Annotated in this window: 16 protein-coding genes; 4 read left to right on the top strand and 12 right to left on the bottom strand. The window is 71.7% G+C overall.

Annotation, left to right across the window (positions count from 1 at the left end):
* Positions 1-57 precede the first annotated feature (57 nt).
* From CIB93_RS00170 to CIB93_RS37585, 3 genes are all read right to left on the bottom strand, one after another.
* Positions 58-1,656 carry a polyamine aminopropyltransferase gene (locus CIB93_RS00170; protein WP_096622740.1) on the bottom strand — a complete coding sequence of 533 codons (1,599 nt, stop codon included), beginning with the start codon at positions 1,654-1,656 and terminating at the stop codon, positions 58-60.
* 81 nt (positions 1,657-1,737) lie between these two features.
* Positions 1,738-2,259 (bottom strand): DUF2617 family protein, encoded by a 522-nt coding sequence (locus tag CIB93_RS00165; protein WP_096622738.1) that lies wholly within the window; start codon positions 2,257-2,259, stop codon positions 1,738-1,740.
* A gap of 330 nt (positions 2,260-2,589) precedes the next feature.
* Positions 2,590-2,838, bottom strand: coding sequence for a hypothetical protein (locus CIB93_RS37585; RefSeq protein WP_096623021.1), 249 nt, complete (start codon positions 2,836-2,838; stop codon positions 2,590-2,592).
* A 170-nt stretch (positions 2,839-3,008) separates the two neighbouring features.
* Here CIB93_RS37585 and CIB93_RS00155 point away from each other — a divergent pair, with 170 nt between their 5' ends.
* Positions 3,009-4,205 carry a pyridoxal phosphate-dependent aminotransferase gene (locus tag CIB93_RS00155; protein WP_096622736.1) on the top strand — a complete coding sequence of 399 codons (1,197 nt, stop codon included), beginning with the start codon at positions 3,009-3,011 and terminating at the stop codon, positions 4,203-4,205.
* 97 nt (positions 4,206-4,302) lie between these two features.
* Here the strand turns inward: CIB93_RS00155 and CIB93_RS00150 are convergent, their stop codons facing one another.
* Positions 4,303-4,848, bottom strand: a complete 546-nt coding sequence (locus tag CIB93_RS00150; protein ID WP_030082039.1) for a YbjN domain-containing protein — start codon at positions 4,846-4,848, stop codon at positions 4,303-4,305.
* Positions 4,849-5,007: 159 nt separating this feature from the next.
* Positions 5,008-7,602 (bottom strand): ATP-dependent chaperone ClpB, encoded by a 2,595-nt coding sequence (gene clpB / locus CIB93_RS00145; RefSeq protein ID WP_096622734.1) that lies wholly within the window; start codon positions 7,600-7,602, stop codon positions 5,008-5,010.
* Between the two features lie 158 nt (positions 7,603-7,760).
* Between clpB and CIB93_RS00140 the strand changes: the two genes are divergently transcribed.
* Complete coding sequence (locus tag CIB93_RS00140) at positions 7,761-8,162, top strand: pyridoxamine 5'-phosphate oxidase family protein (RefSeq protein WP_096622732.1); 402 nt, start codon at positions 7,761-7,763, stop codon at positions 8,160-8,162.
* A 121-nt stretch (positions 8,163-8,283) separates the two neighbouring features.
* On the opposite strand, the gene CIB93_RS00135 is transcribed toward CIB93_RS00140, so the two are convergent.
* Entirely contained in the window at positions 8,284-8,604 is a 321-nt protein-coding gene (locus tag CIB93_RS00135) for a hypothetical protein (RefSeq protein ID WP_030588701.1), read from the bottom strand.
* Positions 8,601-8,867: a 5'-nucleotidase gene (locus tag CIB93_RS00130; RefSeq protein ID WP_096623019.1), complete on the bottom strand. Its 267-nt coding sequence runs from the start codon at positions 8,865-8,867 to the stop codon at positions 8,601-8,603. The genes CIB93_RS00135 and CIB93_RS00130 overlap by 4 nt, the downstream gene beginning before the upstream one ends.
* A 128-nt stretch (positions 8,868-8,995) precedes the next feature.
* Here CIB93_RS00130 and CIB93_RS00125 point away from each other — a divergent pair, with 128 nt between their 5' ends.
* Positions 8,996-9,979 carry a helix-turn-helix transcriptional regulator gene (locus CIB93_RS00125; RefSeq protein ID WP_373558703.1) on the top strand — a complete coding sequence of 328 codons (984 nt, stop codon included), beginning with the start codon at positions 8,996-8,998 and terminating at the stop codon, positions 9,977-9,979.
* A gap of 175 nt (positions 9,980-10,154) precedes the next feature.
* Positions 10,155-11,141: a helix-turn-helix transcriptional regulator gene (locus CIB93_RS00120; RefSeq protein WP_096622730.1), complete on the top strand. Its 987-nt coding sequence runs from the start codon at positions 10,155-10,157 to the stop codon at positions 11,139-11,141.
* Between the two features lie 95 nt (positions 11,142-11,236).
* Here the strand turns inward: CIB93_RS00120 and CIB93_RS00115 are convergent, their stop codons facing one another.
* The 5 genes from CIB93_RS00115 to CIB93_RS00095 all read right to left on the bottom strand — a co-directional run bounded on the left by CIB93_RS00115 (position 11,237) and on the right by CIB93_RS00095 (position 16,904).
* A complete protein-coding gene (locus tag CIB93_RS00115; RefSeq protein WP_096622728.1) occupies positions 11,237-11,983 on the bottom strand; it encodes an ABC transporter permease subunit in 747 nt (248 codons plus the stop codon).
* Positions 11,976-12,689, bottom strand: coding sequence for an ABC transporter ATP-binding protein (locus tag CIB93_RS00110; protein WP_096622726.1), 714 nt, complete (start codon positions 12,687-12,689; stop codon positions 11,976-11,978). The genes CIB93_RS00115 and CIB93_RS00110 overlap by 8 nt, the downstream gene beginning before the upstream one ends.
* A gap of 284 nt (positions 12,690-12,973) precedes the next feature.
* Positions 12,974-14,008, bottom strand: coding sequence for a F420-dependent peptide dehydroalanine reductase LxmJ (gene lxmJ / locus CIB93_RS00105; protein WP_096622724.1), 1,035 nt, complete (start codon positions 14,006-14,008; stop codon positions 12,974-12,976).
* Complete coding sequence (locus CIB93_RS00100) at positions 14,005-15,543, bottom strand: pitrilysin family protein (protein WP_096622722.1); 1,539 nt, start codon at positions 15,541-15,543, stop codon at positions 14,005-14,007. Before CIB93_RS00100 ends, lxmJ begins: the two co-directional genes overlap by 4 nt.
* Entirely contained in the window at positions 15,540-16,904 is a 1,365-nt protein-coding gene (locus CIB93_RS00095) for a pitrilysin family protein (protein ID WP_179499894.1), read from the bottom strand. Before CIB93_RS00095 ends, CIB93_RS00100 begins: the two co-directional genes overlap by 4 nt.
* Positions 16,905-16,913: the final 9 nt, after the last annotated feature.

Below are 16,913 nucleotides of genomic sequence, written 5' to 3'. Positions count from 1 at the left end.
CCGAACGGCGACCCATGCCACGGAAACCTGCCCTCCGCCTCAACACGTCACACGTCCTCACACGTCCTCCCAGTACCTCGGGTGGACCAGTGTCGACGGGGTCCGCCCCGGCAGCCGTGCGGCGTCCGCGGCCCGCGCGCCCTCCCGCAGCTCCCGGCTCCCCAGCGACCGCAGCGCGGGCCCCCCGGCGGCCAGCGCGAGCTGCGGCACCTCGCCCGGCCCCGCGAGGACGAAGCCCCAGTCCTCCGGGCCGTGGCCCTCGCCCCCGACCCGGTCCGGGCTCGCGGCGAAGCCGGCGTACCGGCCGGCGATGCGGTACGGGCGGGTCGTGAGGCCGGCCGCGCGGACGGAGGCCTCCACCGTCCAGTAGGTCTCCGGGCGGCCCCCCATCGGCCCGGCGTGCACCGCGAACCGCCCGTCCGGGGCGAGGGCCTGGGCGATCAGCCCGTAGAACTCCGCCGAGTACAGCTTCGTACTGGCGGTGATGCCCGGGTCCGGCAGGTCGGAGATCACCACGTCGTAGCGCGCGCGGTCGGCCCGCAGCCAGGTGAAGGCGTCCGCCGCGACGGCGGTGAGGCGCGGGTCGCGGTAGGCGTGGCCGTTGAGGCCGGAGAGGGCGGGGTCCGTGCGGGCCAGTCGGGTGACGGCGGGGTCCAGCTCGACGACGGTGACCGAGCGGACGTCCGGGTAGCGCAGGACCTCGCGGGCGGCCAGCCCGTCGCCGCCGCCGAGGATGAGGACGCGGGCACGGGGCCCGTTCATCGCGGGGTGGACCAGGGCCTCGTGGTAGCGGTACTCGTCACGGGCGCTGACCCGCAGGCGGCCGTCGAGATAGAGGTCGAGGGAATCGCGGTCCGCGCCGGTCAGGACGAGCTCCTGCACCCCCGTCTGCACGGCGACCCGCACCTGGTCCCCGTAGACCGCACGCCGCGCCGCCCGCTCGAAGTCGTCGACGAGCACCGTGGCGGTGCCCAGGACCGCGATCACCGAGACATTGACCAGGACGAGGAGCCACCGGCAGCGGGAGCTGAGGTCGCGCCGGAAAACCCACAGGATCAGCGCGCCGCCCGCCGCCGCGTTCACCACGCCGGTGAACAGGGCACCGGTCAGCTGCCCCAGCATCGGCAGCAGGAGGAAGGGGAACGCGAGCCCCCCGACGAGCGCGCCCACGTAGTCGGCGGCGAAGAGGTCGGCGACGGCCCCGCCCGCGTCCTGCCGGTCCACGCGCTGGATCAGCGTCATCAGCAGCGGGATCTCGGCACCGATCAGCACACCGATCGCCAGGGAGAACCCGACCAGGGCGTGCCGCGACTCGCCGAGCCAGGCGAAGGTGGCGTACAGGACCAGCGCCGAGGAGCCGCCGATCAGGGCGAGGGCCGCCTCGATCAGCCCGAACCCGACCGCGGCGTGGCAGCGCAAACGTTTCGCGAGGAGAGAGCCGATGCCCATCGCGAACACCATCACGGAGAGCACGACGGAAGCCTGGGTGACCGAATCACCGATCAGATACGAGGCCAGGGCGACCAGTTCGAGCTCGTAGACGAGACCGCAGGCGGCGCAGATGAAGACAGCGGCCAGCACCAGGAACCGGCCGGTCCTCGGCCGCACGGGAAGCCGCGCCGCGCCCCCTCGTAGCGACACCTGCTGGTCGATCATGATGCGAACGCTACGTCACTGAACGATCGCTTTTTGTCACCCACAAGGGTGCAAGTGCCGCGCCACCGGCATGCCCGCGGCTCAGGCCGCGGCCGCGGGAATCCGCACCCCCACCCGGGTCCGGGTCACCACCAACTGCCCCTCCTGCGGATACGCGTGCCAGGTGCGCCACCGCACCTGGCCCTCGGCGCGGTGGGCGAGCATCGCGGTGAAGGCGTACGGGCTGCCGGGGAAGGTGCCCGCCAGACCGTGCGGGTGGTCGCTCACCAGGGCGAGCAGCTCCTGCGCGCGCCCCGCGAACTGGCCCTGGGTCAGGGTCTCTACGCGGGCCGCGAATTCGTACTCCCACTCCCCGAGCCGCTTCGCGACGCCGAGGGGCAGAGGGGTGCTGCTGCCGGGCATACAGGCGACGGTCTCGGAGCAGACTCCGCGGTCCTCCTGAAGGAGCACCTGGTGGGAGGCGCCGAGCAGTCGCAGCTGGAGTTCCGCGCCGTCGAGCTGGAGGTCGAGGACGGCGAGGGCGGGCAGCGGCTCCCGGCCCAGCGTCCAGGCCAGGTCGGCGGCGCGGGTATCGGAATAGGCCGTCTGGAGGGTCGTGAGCATGGGTCGGCTCCGCAAACACACATGGACACATGGACAGCGGGGCGCCCCTGTATTACTGCGCGTGGAGGGAAGGGGAACGCCCGATCTGGTCCAACTGGGGTCCGAGGGCTGAATGTTCTCTTCGACGAGGGAATCACGAAGTACGCCGCACTCACAGCGTTTTCGCCCAACTTGCCGTGGTTTCCATCCCCTCGGGGGCAGCACGGTTCAACTGTTCAACCGAACACGTCCGCGTCGCGCAACAAAAAGGCGTCCGGAGGGAGTTCGCCCTCCGGACGCCCGGCGCCGGGTCACTGTCGGTGACTGCCGGACGGCGCGCTCAGCCGTGGCTCAGCTGCCACCGCCGCACCCGCCGCCACCCCCGCCACCGCCGCCGCCGCACGAGGAGCCGCCACCGCACGAGTGACCGACCGAATCCCCGCCCGAATCCCCGCCCGAGCCGCCGACCCAGCCCCCGCCCGTGCCGCCGACCCAGCCCCCGCCCGTGCCGTTCGCGCCGGACGTGCCGCCTCCGCTCCTGCGCACCAGGAACACCAGTCCCCCTACGACCACCGCCGCGATCAGCACCACGAAGACCATGCCGTTCACCCGCCTTTCTTCCCCCGAAGCGAGGTTCCCCCGTCGCTTCCCCGTTTTCCGTTTCCCGTTGTTTCCGCGTGCCGGTTGCCCGCGTGACAGGGGCATGCCCCAGCCTGCGGAGGTGAAAGCAGACTTGAGCAACTCCAGAGCTTCGGCACAGGATGGCGCCCATGACACAGGGACGACCGACCCAGGGAAACCCCGCAGCGGGACGGCCGCTGCTCAACCGCCGCCTCGCCGCGTTCGGCACGACGATCTTCGCCGAGATGTCCGCGCTGGCCCTGCGGACCGGCTCCATCAACCTCGGCCAGGGCTTCCCCGACACCGACGGCCCCGAGGAGATCCGGGAGGCGGCCGTCCGGGCGCTGCGCGCCGGGCACGGCAACCAGTACCCGCCGGGCCCCGGCATCCCGGAACTGCGCAGCGCCGTCGCCGCCCACCAGGAGCGCTTCTACGGCCTGACCTGGTCCCCGGAGACCGAGGTCCTGGTGACCACCGGCGCCACCGAGGCGATCGCCGCCTCCCTGCTCGCCCTGCTCGAACCGGGCGACGAGGTCATCGCGTTCGAGCCGTACTACGACTCGTACGCCGCGTGCATCGCCATGGCGGGCGCGCAGCGCGTACCGCTCACCCTGCGCGCCCCGGACTTCCGCCCGGACCTCGACGAACTGCGCGCCCTGATCACCCCGCGCACCCGTCTCCTGCTCCTGAACACCCCGCACAACCCGACGGGCATGGTGCTCACGCCCGACGAGCTGGCCGGGATCGCGGCCCTCGCGGTGGAGCACGACCTGCTGGTCGTCACCGACGAGGTCTACGAACACCTGGTCTTCGAGGGCGCGCACCACCCGATCGCCGCCCTGCCCGGGATGCGCGAGCGCACGGTCTCCATTTCGAGCTCGGGCAAGACGTTCTCGTACACCGGCTGGAAGATCGGCTGGGTCACCGGGGACGCGCCGCTGGTGACGGCGGTGCGCTCGGCGAAGCAGTACCTGACGTTCGTCAGCGGGGGCCCGTTCCAGTACGCGATCGCCGAGGCGCTCGCGCTGCCCGACACGTTCTTCGCGGACTTCCGCGCGGACATGCGGCGCAGGCGCGACCTGCTCGCCAAGGGCCTGCGGAGTGCGGGCTTCCGGGTGTACGAGCCGGAGGGGACGTACTTCATCACCACCGACATCGCCCCGTTCGGCGACGAGGACGCGTACGCCTTCTGCCGGGCGCTGCCCGAGCGCTGCGGGGTGGCGGCGGTGCCGAACTCGGTCTTCTACGACGATCCGGAGGCGGGCCGCAGCCAGGTCCGTTTCACCTTCTGCAAGAGGGACGACGTGCTGGAGGAGGCGGTGGAACGGCTGGGACGGCTGGGCTGAGTACGGCCAGGCACGGGGCGGATCAGCCCGGATACGGAAAGGGCCCGGGAGTCGGTCGTGATGACCGCCTCCCGGGCCGCTGCCGTGGGCCGTGGCGTCAGGCGCCGGCGGGCTCCTCGCCGTCCTTCTTGTCCTCGGCGGGCTGGATGCCGAGGCGCTCGACGAGCCACTTGTCGAACTCGATCGACGCGCGGACCCAGCTGACCGTGGAGGAGACGAAGTGCTCCAGGCTGACGCCGGTGCCGATGAGCATCTGCGCCTCACCGATCAGCCGGACGGAACCCGCCTCGCCCTCCTCGCCCTCGTGGGCGTGGGTGTAGACCTTGGGCCACAGGGTGCGGCGGTTCCAGTCGTCGATGGCGTCCAGGAGGACGGGACGCTGATCGAGCGCGTGGGGGCGGTCGTAGAACGTACGGACCGAGAAGACCTGCTGCTCGTCCTCGCCCCGGAACATGAAGTACGTCCGGAACTCTTCCCACGGTGCCGCGAGGTCGCCCTCGTCGTCGACGACGTACTTCAGCTCCATCTGGTCGAGGAGCTGCTTGACGAGGTCCTGGTCAGGGACGACGGGGCCCTCCGGTCCTGCCGCCTGCGGTTCGGGCTGGCCCCCGAAATTAGGAATCGAGGACGGATCGATGCTCACCGTTATTTCCCTTCGTGACGAGTACGGCCATCCTCTCCCATGGCGGGCGGGGCATGGCAAGCCCGCACGGCCCCTATCCGCCACAAGCTGACAGAGAGCGTGTGGGGACGGGGACCGGCGGGCGTACGGCCACGGGCTGCGACACCCGGTGACCTTCGGTTACGAAGCGGGGCCGACGATCAGCCCGTCCTCGGCCCGGTCCACCCGTACGGTGTCACCGTCGCGGACCTCACCGGCCAGGATCTCCTTGGCGAGCCGGTCGCCGATGGCCGTCTGGATGAGCCGGCGCAGCGGTCGCGCACCGTAGGCGGGGTCGTTGCCCTCCTCGGCGAGCCAGGCCAGTGCCTCGGGGGTGACGTCCAGGGTGAGCCGCCGGTCGGCGAGCCGCCGGGCCAGCCGGCCGATCTGGAGCCCCGCGATGTGCGCGAGCTCGTCGCCGGACAGGGCGGAGAAGACCACGAGGTCGTCGAGCCGGTTGATGAACTCCGGCTTGAACGAGGCCCGCACCACGTCCAGCACCTGCTGCTTCTTCGCCTCGGGCTTGACCAGGGGGTCCATCAGGAACTGGCTGCCGAGGTTGGAGGTGAGGATGAGGATGGTGTTGCGGAAGTCGACCGTGCGGCCCTGGCCGTCGGTGAGCCGGCCGTCGTCGAGGACCTGGAGCAGGATGTCGAAGACCTCGGGGTGGGCCTTCTCGACCTCGTCCAGGAGCACGACGCTGTACGGGCGGCGGCGGACGGCCTCGGTGAGCTGGCCGCCCTCCTCGTAGCCGACGTAACCGGGCGGGGCGCCGACGAGACGGGCGACGCTGTGCTTCTCGCCGTACTCGCTCATGTCGATGCGGATCATGGCCCGCTCGTCGTCGAAGAGGAAGTCCGCGAGCGCCTTGGCCAGCTCGGTCTTGCCGACGCCGGTGGGCCCGAGGAAGAGGAACGACCCGGTGGGCCGGTCGGGATCGGCGATCCCGGCGCGCGTACGGCGTACGGCGTCGGAGACGGCCTGCACGGCCTCGCTCTGCCCGATCAGCCGCTTGCCGAGCTCGTCCTCCATCCGCAGCAGCTTCTGGGTCTCACCCTCCAGCAGCCGCCCGGCCGGGATGCCGGTCCAGGAGCCGACGACGTCGGCGATGTCGTCCGGGCCGACCTCCTCCTTGACCATGGTGTCCTTGGCGGCCTCCTGCTCGGCCTCGGCGGCCTCCTCCAACTCCCGCTCCAGGCCGGGGATCTCCCCGTACAACAGCTGGGAGGCGGTGTCGAAGTCCCCGTCGCGCTGGGCGCGTTCGGCCTGGCCGCGCAGTTCGTCGAGGCGCTCCTTCAGCTCACCGACCCGGTTGAGGCCCTGCTTCTCCTTCTCCCAGCGGGCGTTGAGGCCGCGCAGCTCCTCCTCCTTGTCGGCGAGGTCGCGGCGCAGTTTGTCCAGGCGCTGCTTGGAGGCGGCGTCGGACTCGTTCTTGAGCGCCAGCTCCTCCATCCGCAGCCGGTCGACGGAACGCTGGAGTTCGTCGATCTCCAGGGGCGAGGAGTCGATTTCCATCCTCAGCCGCGAGGCGGCTTCGTCGACGAGGTCGATGGCCTTGTCGGGGAGGAAGCGGGAGGTGATGTACCGGTCGGAGAGGGTGGCGGCGGCCACCAGCGCCGAGTCCGCGATCTGGACCTTGTGGTGGGCCTCGTAACGGCCCTTGAGACCGCGCAGGATCGCGATGGTGTCCTCGACGGAGGGCTCGGCGACCAGCACCTGCTGGAAGCGGCGCTCCAGGGCGGGGTCCTTCTCGATGCGCTCACGGTACTCGTCGAGCGTGGTCGCGCCGACCATGCGCAGCTCACCGCGGGCCAGCATCGGCTTGAGCATGTTGCCCGCGTCCATGGCGGAGTCGCCGCCTGCTCCCGCGCCGACGACGGTGTGCAGCTCGTCGATGAAGGTGATGATGCGGCCGTCGCTCTCCTTGATCTCGGAGAGGACGGCCTTCAGACGCTCCTCGAACTCGCCGCGGTACTTGGCCCCGGCGACCATGGCGCCGAGGTCGAGGGAGACCAGCCGCTTGTTCTTCAGGCTCTCCGGAACATCACCCTTGACGATGCGCTGGGCGAGCCCTTCGACGACGGCGGTCTTGCCGACGCCGGGCTCACCGATGAGCACGGGGTTGTTCTTCGTCCGGCGGGACAGCACCTGCACGACACGGCGGATCTCCTGGTCACGGCCGATGACCGGGTCCAGCTTGCCCTCGCGCGCGGCGGCGGTGAAGTCGGTGCCGAACTTCTCCAGGGCCTTGTACTGGCCCTCCGGGTCGGGTGTGGTCACCCGGCGCCCTCCCCTGCTCGTCTCGAATGCGGCCAGCAGCTTCTTCGCACTGGCGCCCTGCCCGTCGAGGATCTCACCGGCCCGGCCGCCCTTCGCGGCGATCCCGATGAGCAGGTGCTCGGTGGAGGTGTAGTCGTCGCCCAGCTCCTTGGCCCGCTGCGCGGCGTCCTGGACGACGGCGAGCAGCTCGCGGTTGGGCTGCGGCGGGGCGACGGTGGAGCCGGTGACGCTGGGGAGGGTGCCGAGGAGCCGCTCGGTCTCGCCGCGCACGGCGGCCTGATCGGCGTCCACGGCGGCGAGGAGATCGGTGATGTTCGCGCTCGCCTGCCGTCCTTCGCCCTCCAGCAGCGCGAGGAGCAGATGCGCAGGAGTGAGGTCGGGATGCCCGTCCTTCACGGCCCTGCTGGTGGCCGCGTTGATCGCGTCCCGGCTCTTGTTGGTCAGCTCTGCGTCCACGTGTGGTTACTCCTCCTCGCAGCTGGTGAGTCATGGCGTTGACTTATGCAACGTGCACAAAGTTGAGTCTACTCCACTCAAGAGGTTCCGCACGTGGATACCCATGGGCGGCCCGGTCCCGCCTACGCGGGCGGCCCGGCCCCGCCTACGCTGCCCCCATGGCAGACGTACGCAACCCCAGCCCCGAGTACCTCGCGTTCTGGCGCGAGTACCACCTGTGCACCTTGACCACACTCCGCCCCGACGGCACGCCGCACGTGGTGCCGGTGGGCGTGACGTACGACCCGGAGGCCGGGGTCGCCCGCGTGATCACCAACAAGGGCAGCCGGAAGGTGGCCAACATCCTGGCCGCGGGCCCCGACGGAGCGCGGGTGGCCGTCTGCCAGATGCACCGGGCCCGCTGGGCGACCCTGGAGGGCGTCGCGACGATCCGCACGGAGCCGGAGGTCGTCGCGGACGCGGTGAGCCGTTACGCGGAGCGCTACGAGCGCACGCCTCGGCCCAACCCGGACCGGGTCGTCATCGAGATCACCCTGGACCGGGCGCTCGGCAGGGCCTGAGGGCAGGGCCTGAGGGGCCCTGGGCCGCGGAGGCAGCACAACGGCGCCACCGTGTTCAGGTCACGGTGGCGCCGCTGTGTGGGGGAAGCGCCGGAGCGATAGGTGACGACGGGGGAATCGCTCAGGCACTGCGGGGGGTGGCGGAAAGGGGTTCTGCGTCGAACAGCTCGTGGTCCCGCTGATCGAGATTGACGAAGATCATGCCGTACCTCACGGCGCAGCGGACCGGCTGCGGCGCACCACGGGGCCGACGGAGACAGCGATAGGCGCGGACGTCCTCGTCCTCTTCCATCACCACGACGATCGGCTCTCCGAACAGGGTGACCATCAACGAGTCGCCACGGCGGGGGAGGGCCGTGAGCAGATCGATGAAATGCCACCCTGAGCGATAGGCGGTTGCCATCTCGCGCCGAAAGGTGCGGTCGTCCGGCGGGGTGGTCATGCGACCGTGCGGGCCGGGGCGGACCAGGCAATGTCACCCGAGGAGGGTGACACCAGCCAGGCGATGTCGCTCGGCGCGGCTACCGCCTCGGCTCCCCAGGCGATGTCGCCGGGCGCAGCCGCCGCTTCGGTACCCCAGGCGATGTCCCCCGGCGCGGATGCAGCCTCGGTGCCCGAGGCAATTCCGCTGCCGCCCAGCACGCCGAAGACCGCAGCTGCGATGAACGAGGCGGCAAGCGCCGAGCGAAGCGTTCGCTTATCCATAGTCGGCTTCGTCCTCACTTGTGGTTTCTTCTCCCCCGCACCTAAGACGATGTCCTACCTGGGCACTCGAACACCACTGAGTCGATGCATCATGTTCCTGAATGTTCAGGAACCTGGGGGGTGGAGATATGCCCACAAGCAACACAAAGCCGACACATCCTCACGGGATAACTGAACTCTGTGAGGTGGGGAGTCGCCTCTATGCCAGTGCTCTGCGCTCCGGACGCATCACGCGCGCGGAAGTCGCACCGGCACCATGCCTGATGGAGTTCGCGCTGCTCCACCCCGACCCCGATGATGCCGAGTGGCTCCGGCCCGTACCTCCGTCGGCGGCGCTGGCGCAACGCCTGCACCCCATAGAACGCGAGATACAGGAGCGTCGACGGCACTCCGTCGAATTGACCGAATCCTTCGAGCCTTTCATGGCCATCAGCGCCCAGGATCCGCCGACCACCCACGCCATCACCGTGCTGGAAGGCGTCAACCGCATCAACGCCGCCCTGGATCTCGCCACGGCGGAGTGCCGCACGGAGGTGCTGACCGTGCAGCCCGGGGGCGGCCGCAGCGAGGACCGGCTCAGCGAGGCCCTGGAGCGGGGCATGTCCGTGGTGGACCGCGGCGTGAGCATCCGCACGCTGTACCAGCACACCGTGCGCCACAGCCCCGGCACGCTCGCCTACGCGGAACGCATGGCGGATACGCACGTGGAGATCCGCACCCTCGAAGAACTCATCGAGCGCCTGATCATCTTCGACCGTACGGTCGCCTTCATTCCCGCCCAGGACGACCGTCAGGTGGCTCTGGAGCTACGCCACCCCGGACTCGTCGAGTATCTGGCTAAAGTCTTCGAACAGCTCTGGACCCGCGCGGCCCCTCTCCTGGAGGAGGTCAAGTACGACCCGACGCCACGGGGCATCAGCGGTGTCCAGCGGTCCATCGCACAACTCCTGGTGGATGGCCACGTCGATGACTCCATCGCCCGCCGACTCGGCATGAATGTCCGTACCTGTCGCGCCCACGTGGCCAAGCTCTCCGCCGCCCTAGGCAGTACCAGCCGGGCCCAACTCGGCTACCTGATCGCCCGGTCGGGAATCCTGGAATCGGACTCCTGATCCGCGACCCTCGCGCCTCGGGCCCGGGCGTGACTGCGCAACGGGGGAGAGCACAGCCACGCCCGTAGGTGCACCGAGGGAGTTCCCGGCTCCCTCGACACGTACAGAATCCCCCCAACTACTACCGTGGCACCACCGTCCACTTGTTGCACTGCACAAAGCAGGGGGGTACCAAATGGCACTGGAAGAGGGTGAAACACCCCACCCGCACGCGAACACCGAGGTGTGCGGACCAGGGTTACGCCTGTACCGCGAGGCCCTTCGCGCCGGACGGGTGCCACGTGCCGAACTCAGGGCCGCACCCTGCCTCATCGATCTGGCTCTGCTGCACCCCGACCCGTGGGACGACGGGTGGATGCGCCCCGTACCGCCGTCAGCCGCCTTGGCCCACCTGTTGCAGCCCGTATCCCGGGCGATCGACGAGCGTCTGCGCCTCGCGGCTTCGCTGAGCGAGGCACTCCTGCCGCTGACCGCCGTCACCGACGACGACCCCAACCTGGCGATCACGGTGCTGGAGGGATTCGCGACCATCCAGGCATCCATCAAGGAAGCCGCCACGGCCTCGACCGACGAGATCCTGACCGCCCAGCCCGGCAGCAACCGGCCCGCCGAAACCCTGCGAGCAGCTCTGGCCAACGCGCACAAGGCCATCCAGCGCGGCGCACGGATCCGCCACATCTACCAGCACCCGGCCAGATACAGCAGCTCCATCCGGGACTACCTGTCCCGGGTACCGGCCCAGCACCTTCAGGTGCGCACGACCGAGCTCACCGTCGAGCGGCTGATCATCATCGACCGGACGGTCGCGTTCATCCCCGCCTCCGCCGACCGGAACACCGCACTGCGGATCAGGCATCCCGCCCTGGTCTCCTACCTCATCCAGGTCTACGAGGTGCTGTGGGCACAGTCCGTCCCGCTGGCCGAGAACCATCGCACGGCCGCACCGGACGCCCCGGTCACCCCTGTCCAGCTCAGCATCGCCCGCCTCCTCACCGAAGGCCACGTGGACGACGTCGTCGCCCGGAAGATGGGCATCAGCGTCCGCACCTGCCGCGCCCACATCGCCAAGCTCATGCAGACCCTCGGCGCCACCAGCCGCACCCACCTCGGCGCCCTCCTCGTGCGGTCCGGGATCGCCGGGGCGGACCGTGGCGGCGGGTGAGGCAGCGCGGAGGCAGGCCAGGCACGGCTGGCGAGGCAGGCCCGGTACGGCAGGGGTGAGGCAGGCCAGGCACGGCGGGTGGCGGCGGCCCGTGATCAGACGTCGCGGCGGTTGAAGAGGCGGGCGCCCGCGAGGGACATCGCCGCCGCCCAGCCCACGAGCAGCAGCAGGCCGTACGGCGCCGCCAGCGCGTCCGGGTAGGCGGAGGCATCGCCGAGCAGGGCGAACTGCGCGCCCTCGGGCAGGAACCGGCCCACCTCGGGGAGCTGGCCGAGTACCAGCATCTGACCGAGCGTGCCCCAGACGACCAGGCCGAGGACCGCGGCGAGCCGGTTGCGGACGACGAAGCCGATCGCCGCACCCCACGGGCCGGCCAGGGTGCAGATGGTCAGGACGGCGGCGGCGGTCGTCCAGGTGGAACCATCGACCGTTAGCTCGGCGTCCTTGGCCGCGAGGGCCGCGTAACCGACGGCGAGGGAGCAGACCACCGCCGCGACGCCGAACACCAGCCCGGACAGCGTCGCGGTCAGCAGCTTGGCGCCGACGACCGAGGAGCGCCCGGGGGCGTACAGGACGGTGCGGCCGATCGCACCGGAGCTGAACTCGTTGGTGACATGCAGGGCCCCGAGCAGCGTCGCGAAGAGCGCGGCGGACGCGCCGAGCCCCACGATGTTCTCGGTGAGCTCGGCACCGGCGGAAGCGGGGTCGGAATCCGCGTACACCAGGCCGAGTTGGCCCAGCGCACAGAAGGCGAGGGCCACCAGGAGAAGCGTCGGCAGGGCCAGGCCCGAACGCAGTTTGAGAAGTTCGGCGGAAAGCTGGTTGCGCAGGACCTCAGGCACGGGTGACCTCCGTACGCGGCGCGGCGTCCGCGCCCTCGACGAGTGCGAAGTAGGCGTCCTCCAGGCGGCCTCCGCCGCGCTGCACCAACTCCTGGAGCGAACCGGTGAACAGCACCGAGCGACGCAGGACGACCACGTCGTCGACGCTCTGCTCGACCTCGGAAAGCATGTGGCTGGCGATCAGCACGGTCCGCCCCTCAGCGGCGGAGCGCTCGACCAGCCGGCGCATCCAGCGGATACCATCCGGGTCGAGCCCGTTCAACGGCTCGTCCAGAATCAGGAGTTCAGGGTCGGGGAGCAGGGCGACGGCCAGCGCCAGACGCTGCCGCATACCGGTGGAACACGCCTTGACCCGCTTGCGTTCCGCACCGTCCAGGCCGACCTGCCCGATCACCTCGGCGATGCGCGCGGACGGCAGCCCCAGCGAGCGGGCCGAGATCTCCAGCTGACGGCGGACCGTCACCCGCGGGTGGAAGCCGATCGCGTCCATGACCACGCCGACCCGCTGCGCCCGCTCCGGAGCGGACAGCGGCTCCCCGCCCAGCACTTCGGCGGCCCCCGAGTCGGGGCGGGCCAGCCCGAGCAGAATCCTCAGCAGCGTGCTCTTGCCCGCCCCATTGGGGCCCAGCAGACCGGTGACCTTGCCCGGCCGCAACGCGAAACTCACGTCGTCGAGGGCCTGGTGATCGCCGAACCGCTTGCTCACTCCGGAGAAGACGACGCTGCCCCCTGCCCGGGGCGGATGCTCTGGTCGCACGGATCGCACGTGTTGTGTCCTGTCCTGCCGTTCGGTCAATTCGGTACATCGGGTTTGATGCGCTGCGTCCCGCTGACTGACTGCATCAGACCGCTTTGGCCGCATCCGGCTGATCGGCCGCATCAGACTGCTTGGCCGCATCCCGCTGATCGGCCGCATCAGACTGCTTGGCCGCATCCCGCTGATCGGCCGCAACCGGCGGATTCGCTCAGCGCTCACCTGCCGGTGTGTCTTCAGCCAACCAGCTGTCCGGGCCGCTCCGGCGGCTCCACGGACGCAGCTTGTTGCCGGACGTCCGGCAGGAAGCTGCGGCAGGCGGCGATGATCTCCTCGACGTCCTCCGCGGCCGCGTGCACCCCTTCCCCGAGGAGCACCCCCGTGGGGTTGAGCAGCACCTCGTCCACCCCGCTGCGGCGGTACGCGTCGAGCTCGGCCGCGATCTCCCGCGCGCTGCCCGCCACGACCACCCGGTGGCGCAGCAGGGCGTCCGCCGTGCCCGCCGGGTCGTGCGGGTCGAGAACGAGCCCGGCGGCCCGGAGCATCGCCGCGTAGTGCGGCGCCTCCCGGTGCCCGGAGGTCGCAGCGAGCGCCAGGCCGCGCACGTCACGGCCGGGCCGGTCGACGACGACGTGGACGGCCGTCGCGATCCGGGGCGGCCGGGGCCGGGCGGCCGCTGCCGCCCCCTCCTCCAGCGCGGGCCGCAGCGTCCCCGCCACATAGGCGGGCGGCGTCATCCAAGTGACGGCGACGTCCGCCGCCTCCCCCGCCGTCCGCGCCATCCCGGGCCGCAGCACGCCCGCGCCCACCTCGACCCGCGGCGCGTGCGGGAGGACCGGCAACGTGCCGTCGAGATGGTGGTACGGGCCGCTGAACTCGACCCGCTCGCCGTCCAGCAGCGCGCGTACCGACCGCAGGTAGTCGCGGACCGCAGTCCTCGGACTGCCGTACGGGCGTCCCGTCAGGCCCGCCACGAAGTCCGGGTTGCCGATGCCGAATCCCGCGACGACCGGTTCGCCGGTGAGCAGCGCCAGTGAACGGGCCTGGAGCGCCGCCTCGTACGGATGCCGCAGCGGAAGCAGCGTCACGCTCGTCCCGACCGGCACCGCGTGCCCCGCACCCGCCAGATACGCGAGCGCCTGGTGCGTCTCGGCCTGGAAGGACTGGCACATCCACAGGCGCCGGGCCCCCGACCGCTGGACGAGCGCAGCGAAGGGGGCGACGAGTTCGGGGTGGTCGGGCTGGAGCGGGTAGAGGACGGCCGGGTTCACCGGTGGGCACCCTTCTGGTCGCGGAGTTCGTACGGGGTGGGGTGGTCGAGCTGGGCAGCAGGGGCGGTGCAAGAGGCGTGGGCAGGGGCAGAGGGAGGGGCAGGAGTAGAGGCGGGGGCAAAGGCGCTCGGTTCGTGGTCGACGGTCGGCGCGCCCTCGGGGCCCGGCTCGTGCGTCGCCACGACGGCCCGGTCCGGAGCCAGGTGGCGCGCGGCCGCCTCCGCCACCTGCTCGGGCGTGACGGCGGCGACACGGGCCCGGTAGCCCTCCAGCCAGTCCGGCTCCAGACCCGCCGCGGCGAACCCCGCCAGCGCACTCGCCTCCTCCGCCCGGGTCGCCAGGGCGAAGCGGGTGAAGCCGGTCGCGTAGGCGCGGGCGCGATCCACCTCTGTCCGGGACGGGCCCTCCTCGGCGAGTTCCCGGAGGCATCGGGTGACCTCGTCGGCGAGCCTGCCCGCGCCGCCCGGCGCTCCCGCGCACTCGATCTCCAGCCAGCTGCCCGCCCCGTTCTCGCGGAGGCGGGCGGAGACGGCGTACGCGAGGCCGTGCCGGTCGCGCACCTGCCGGGCGAGCCGGGCGGATGCGTAGCCGCCCAGCAGCAACTGGGCGAGGTGGAAGGGTGCGTGGAGCGGATCGGCGGTGGGGACGGCGGGCCCGACGGTCAGGACGAGGGCCTGTTCCCCGGCGGTGTCGTCGCCACGGCCTCCCCCGTCGGCCCCGCTCCTCGTCCCCGTCCACCTCCCCTTCTCCGTCTCCGTCTCCGTGAGCGACACCCGGCCCGGTCGCGGAACCAGGTGCGCGAACGGCGGCAGCACGAGCCCCGACGGGCCGCCCGACCAGGGCGCGAGCCGCTCGTCGGCCATGCGCAGTACGGCGTCCGGCTCCTCGCCCGCCAGGACGACCAGCGACGACCCGTCCGGCACGACGGCGCGCGCGTGGAGAGCCAAGAGGTCGTCGGGAAGCAGGGAGACGACGTCCAGGAGCGGTGCCGTACCCCCGGACTCCGAGGACAGCGGGTGCGGACCGAACCCGTGCGCGAGCGCGGCGCGGCGCAGCCGGACCCGGGGCGCGGGGGCACGTGGCGCGGCGGCCGCCCGGCGCTGGGCCAGGGCCACTTCGCCCTCCTCGTACCTCGGGCGCAGCAGCAGTTCGGCCAGCAGGTCCAGCGCACCGGGCAGGCCCGGGGCGAGCACGCTGACCGAGAGGATCAGGGACTCAGCGGTGACGACGGTGCTGAACTCCGCCCCGAGGTCGGCGGCCCGGTCGGCGATCTCCTGCCGGGTACGGTCCCGGCTGCCCGTTCCGAGGCAGGCGGCAAGGAGCTCCTGGGCGCCGGCGAGACCCGGTTCGGTGCGCGCGTACGGGATGACGAGGCGGAGTTCCGCGAGCGGGGCACCGGGGGCGTGTGCCGCGAGGACCCGCAGCCCGGTGGGCAGCACGGTGGACAGAGCGGTGGGCGGAACGGTGGGCGAGGCTGGGGACAGGGCCGTGGGCAAGACGGTGGGCGAAACGGTGGCGGTGCTGGCCCGGGTCATCCGGCTATGCCTTCCTGCGGGACGAGTTCGGTCACGGTGGTGGGCCCTTCGAGCAGGGCACGGGCCGCCGCCGACACCTCGGCGGGGGTCGTGCGGCGCAGCTCGGCGGGCAGCGCGTCGGGACCCGCCGAGCCCGGCAGGAGCAGGGCGTCACGGCCGAGGGCGACCGCGCGGGTGGGGAGCGAGTCGGCCTGCCGGTGCCAGGCGACGAGCAGCGAGTTCACCGCACGCCGGTGCTCGGTCTCGGAGAGGGGCCGGTCGGCCACGGACCGCAGTACGGACCGCCAGACGTCCATGGCGGCGTCGACCCCGGTCCCGGCCGCCCGGCCGAGCACGGCGAGGGTCAGGTCGGGCGCGGCGGAGGCGAGCCACTGGCCGTGGTACCCGCAGGTGACGGTGGCGGAGGTGAGTCGGTGCCCGTCCCGGGCCGACCGGGCCAGCGCGGGCAGCCGGGACCGGCCGAGCACCTGGGCGAGAACCGCCTGGGCGAGGTACGCGGGGCGGTCGGTCACCAGGTCGGGGAGCCGGTGACCGACCGCGACGCCGGGGCCGGCGGCGGACAGTGAGGCGGTACGGATCTCCTGGCGGGAAGCGGGAACAGGACCCGACGCCCTGGTCTCCCCCAACGCACCCGAAACTCCAGCCACTCCCTGCGCCCCCAGCGCGCCTGACACATCCGGTACTCCCGGTGTTCCCGGCGCCTCCAGCAAGCCCTGCGCACCCTGCGCACCCGGTGCACCCACCCCGTCGAACACCTCGTGCACCGCCGCCGTGACGCGCGCGGGGTCCACGTCCCCGACGACCGACAACACCATCCGGGGTGCCGTGTAGTGCGCCCGGAAGAAGCGTTCGGCCTCACCGGCCGTGATGCCCGCGAGCTCGGCCGCCGTACCGAAACTGTCCCGGCTGCCCGGGTACAGAGCACCCAGCGCCGATTCCCAGTACCGTCCGGCGGCCCCCGCACCGCGGATCTCCTCCCCGATGACGGCGGTTTCGGTGCGGATCACGTCCTCCGTCGGCACGAAGCCGAGCAGGCGACGGGCCTCCCACGCCAGGACGTCGGGCAGCAGCTCGGCGGGGACGGTGGTGTGGAAGACCGTGTGGTCGCGGTGGGTCTCGGCGTTGCAGACCCCGCCCGCGCCCTCGATCAGCGCGGCGTGCCCCTGCCCGGCGAGGTCACCGGCGCCTCCCGGGCCCGACCGGGGGAACATCAGGTGCTCGACGAGATGCGCCGTACCGTGGCGTCCCGCCGGGTCGTCGTCGCCCCCCGCCGCCACGGTGAGCGCGACGGCTGCCAGGCCGCGCCCGTACTGCGGGACCGCATCGACGCACACGCGCAGCCCGCCGGGGAGCACGGACACGCTCGGGCT

It is taken from the genome of Streptomyces sp. WZ.A104 (assembly GCF_002382885.1).
Lineage (GTDB): Bacteria > Actinomycetota > Actinomycetes > Streptomycetales > Streptomycetaceae > Streptomyces.
This window is presented reverse-complemented; position numbering and strand designations above follow the sequence as displayed.

Coding starts and splice junctions, on each gene's coding strand:
- CIB93_RS00170 (WP_096622740.1), bottom strand. CDS start 1,656: ATGATCGACCAGCAGGTGTCGCTACGAGGGGGCGCGGCGCGGCTTCCC.
- CIB93_RS00165 (WP_096622738.1), bottom strand. CDS start 2,259: ATGCTCACGACCCTCCAGACGGCCTATTCCGATACCCGCGCCGCCGAC.
- CIB93_RS37585 (WP_096623021.1), bottom strand. CDS start 2,838: ATGGTCTTCGTGGTGCTGATCGCGGCGGTGGTCGTAGGGGGACTGGTG.
- CIB93_RS00155 (WP_096622736.1), top strand. CDS start 3,009: ATGACACAGGGACGACCGACCCAGGGAAACCCCGCAGCGGGACGGCCG.
- CIB93_RS00140 (WP_096622732.1), top strand. CDS start 7,761: ATGGCAGACGTACGCAACCCCAGCCCCGAGTACCTCGCGTTCTGGCGC.
- CIB93_RS00135 (WP_030588701.1), bottom strand. CDS start 8,604: ATGACCACCCCGCCGGACGACCGCACCTTTCGGCGCGAGATGGCAACC.
- CIB93_RS00130 (WP_096623019.1), bottom strand. CDS start 8,867: ATGGATAAGCGAACGCTTCGCTCGGCGCTTGCCGCCTCGTTCATCGCA.
- CIB93_RS00125 (WP_373558703.1), top strand. CDS start 8,996: ATGCCCACAAGCAACACAAAGCCGACACATCCTCACGGGATAACTGAA.
- CIB93_RS00120 (WP_096622730.1), top strand. CDS start 10,155: ATGGCACTGGAAGAGGGTGAAACACCCCACCCGCACGCGAACACCGAG.
- CIB93_RS00100 (WP_096622722.1), bottom strand. CDS start 15,543: ATGACCCGGGCCAGCACCGCCACCGTTTCGCCCACCGTCTTGCCCACG.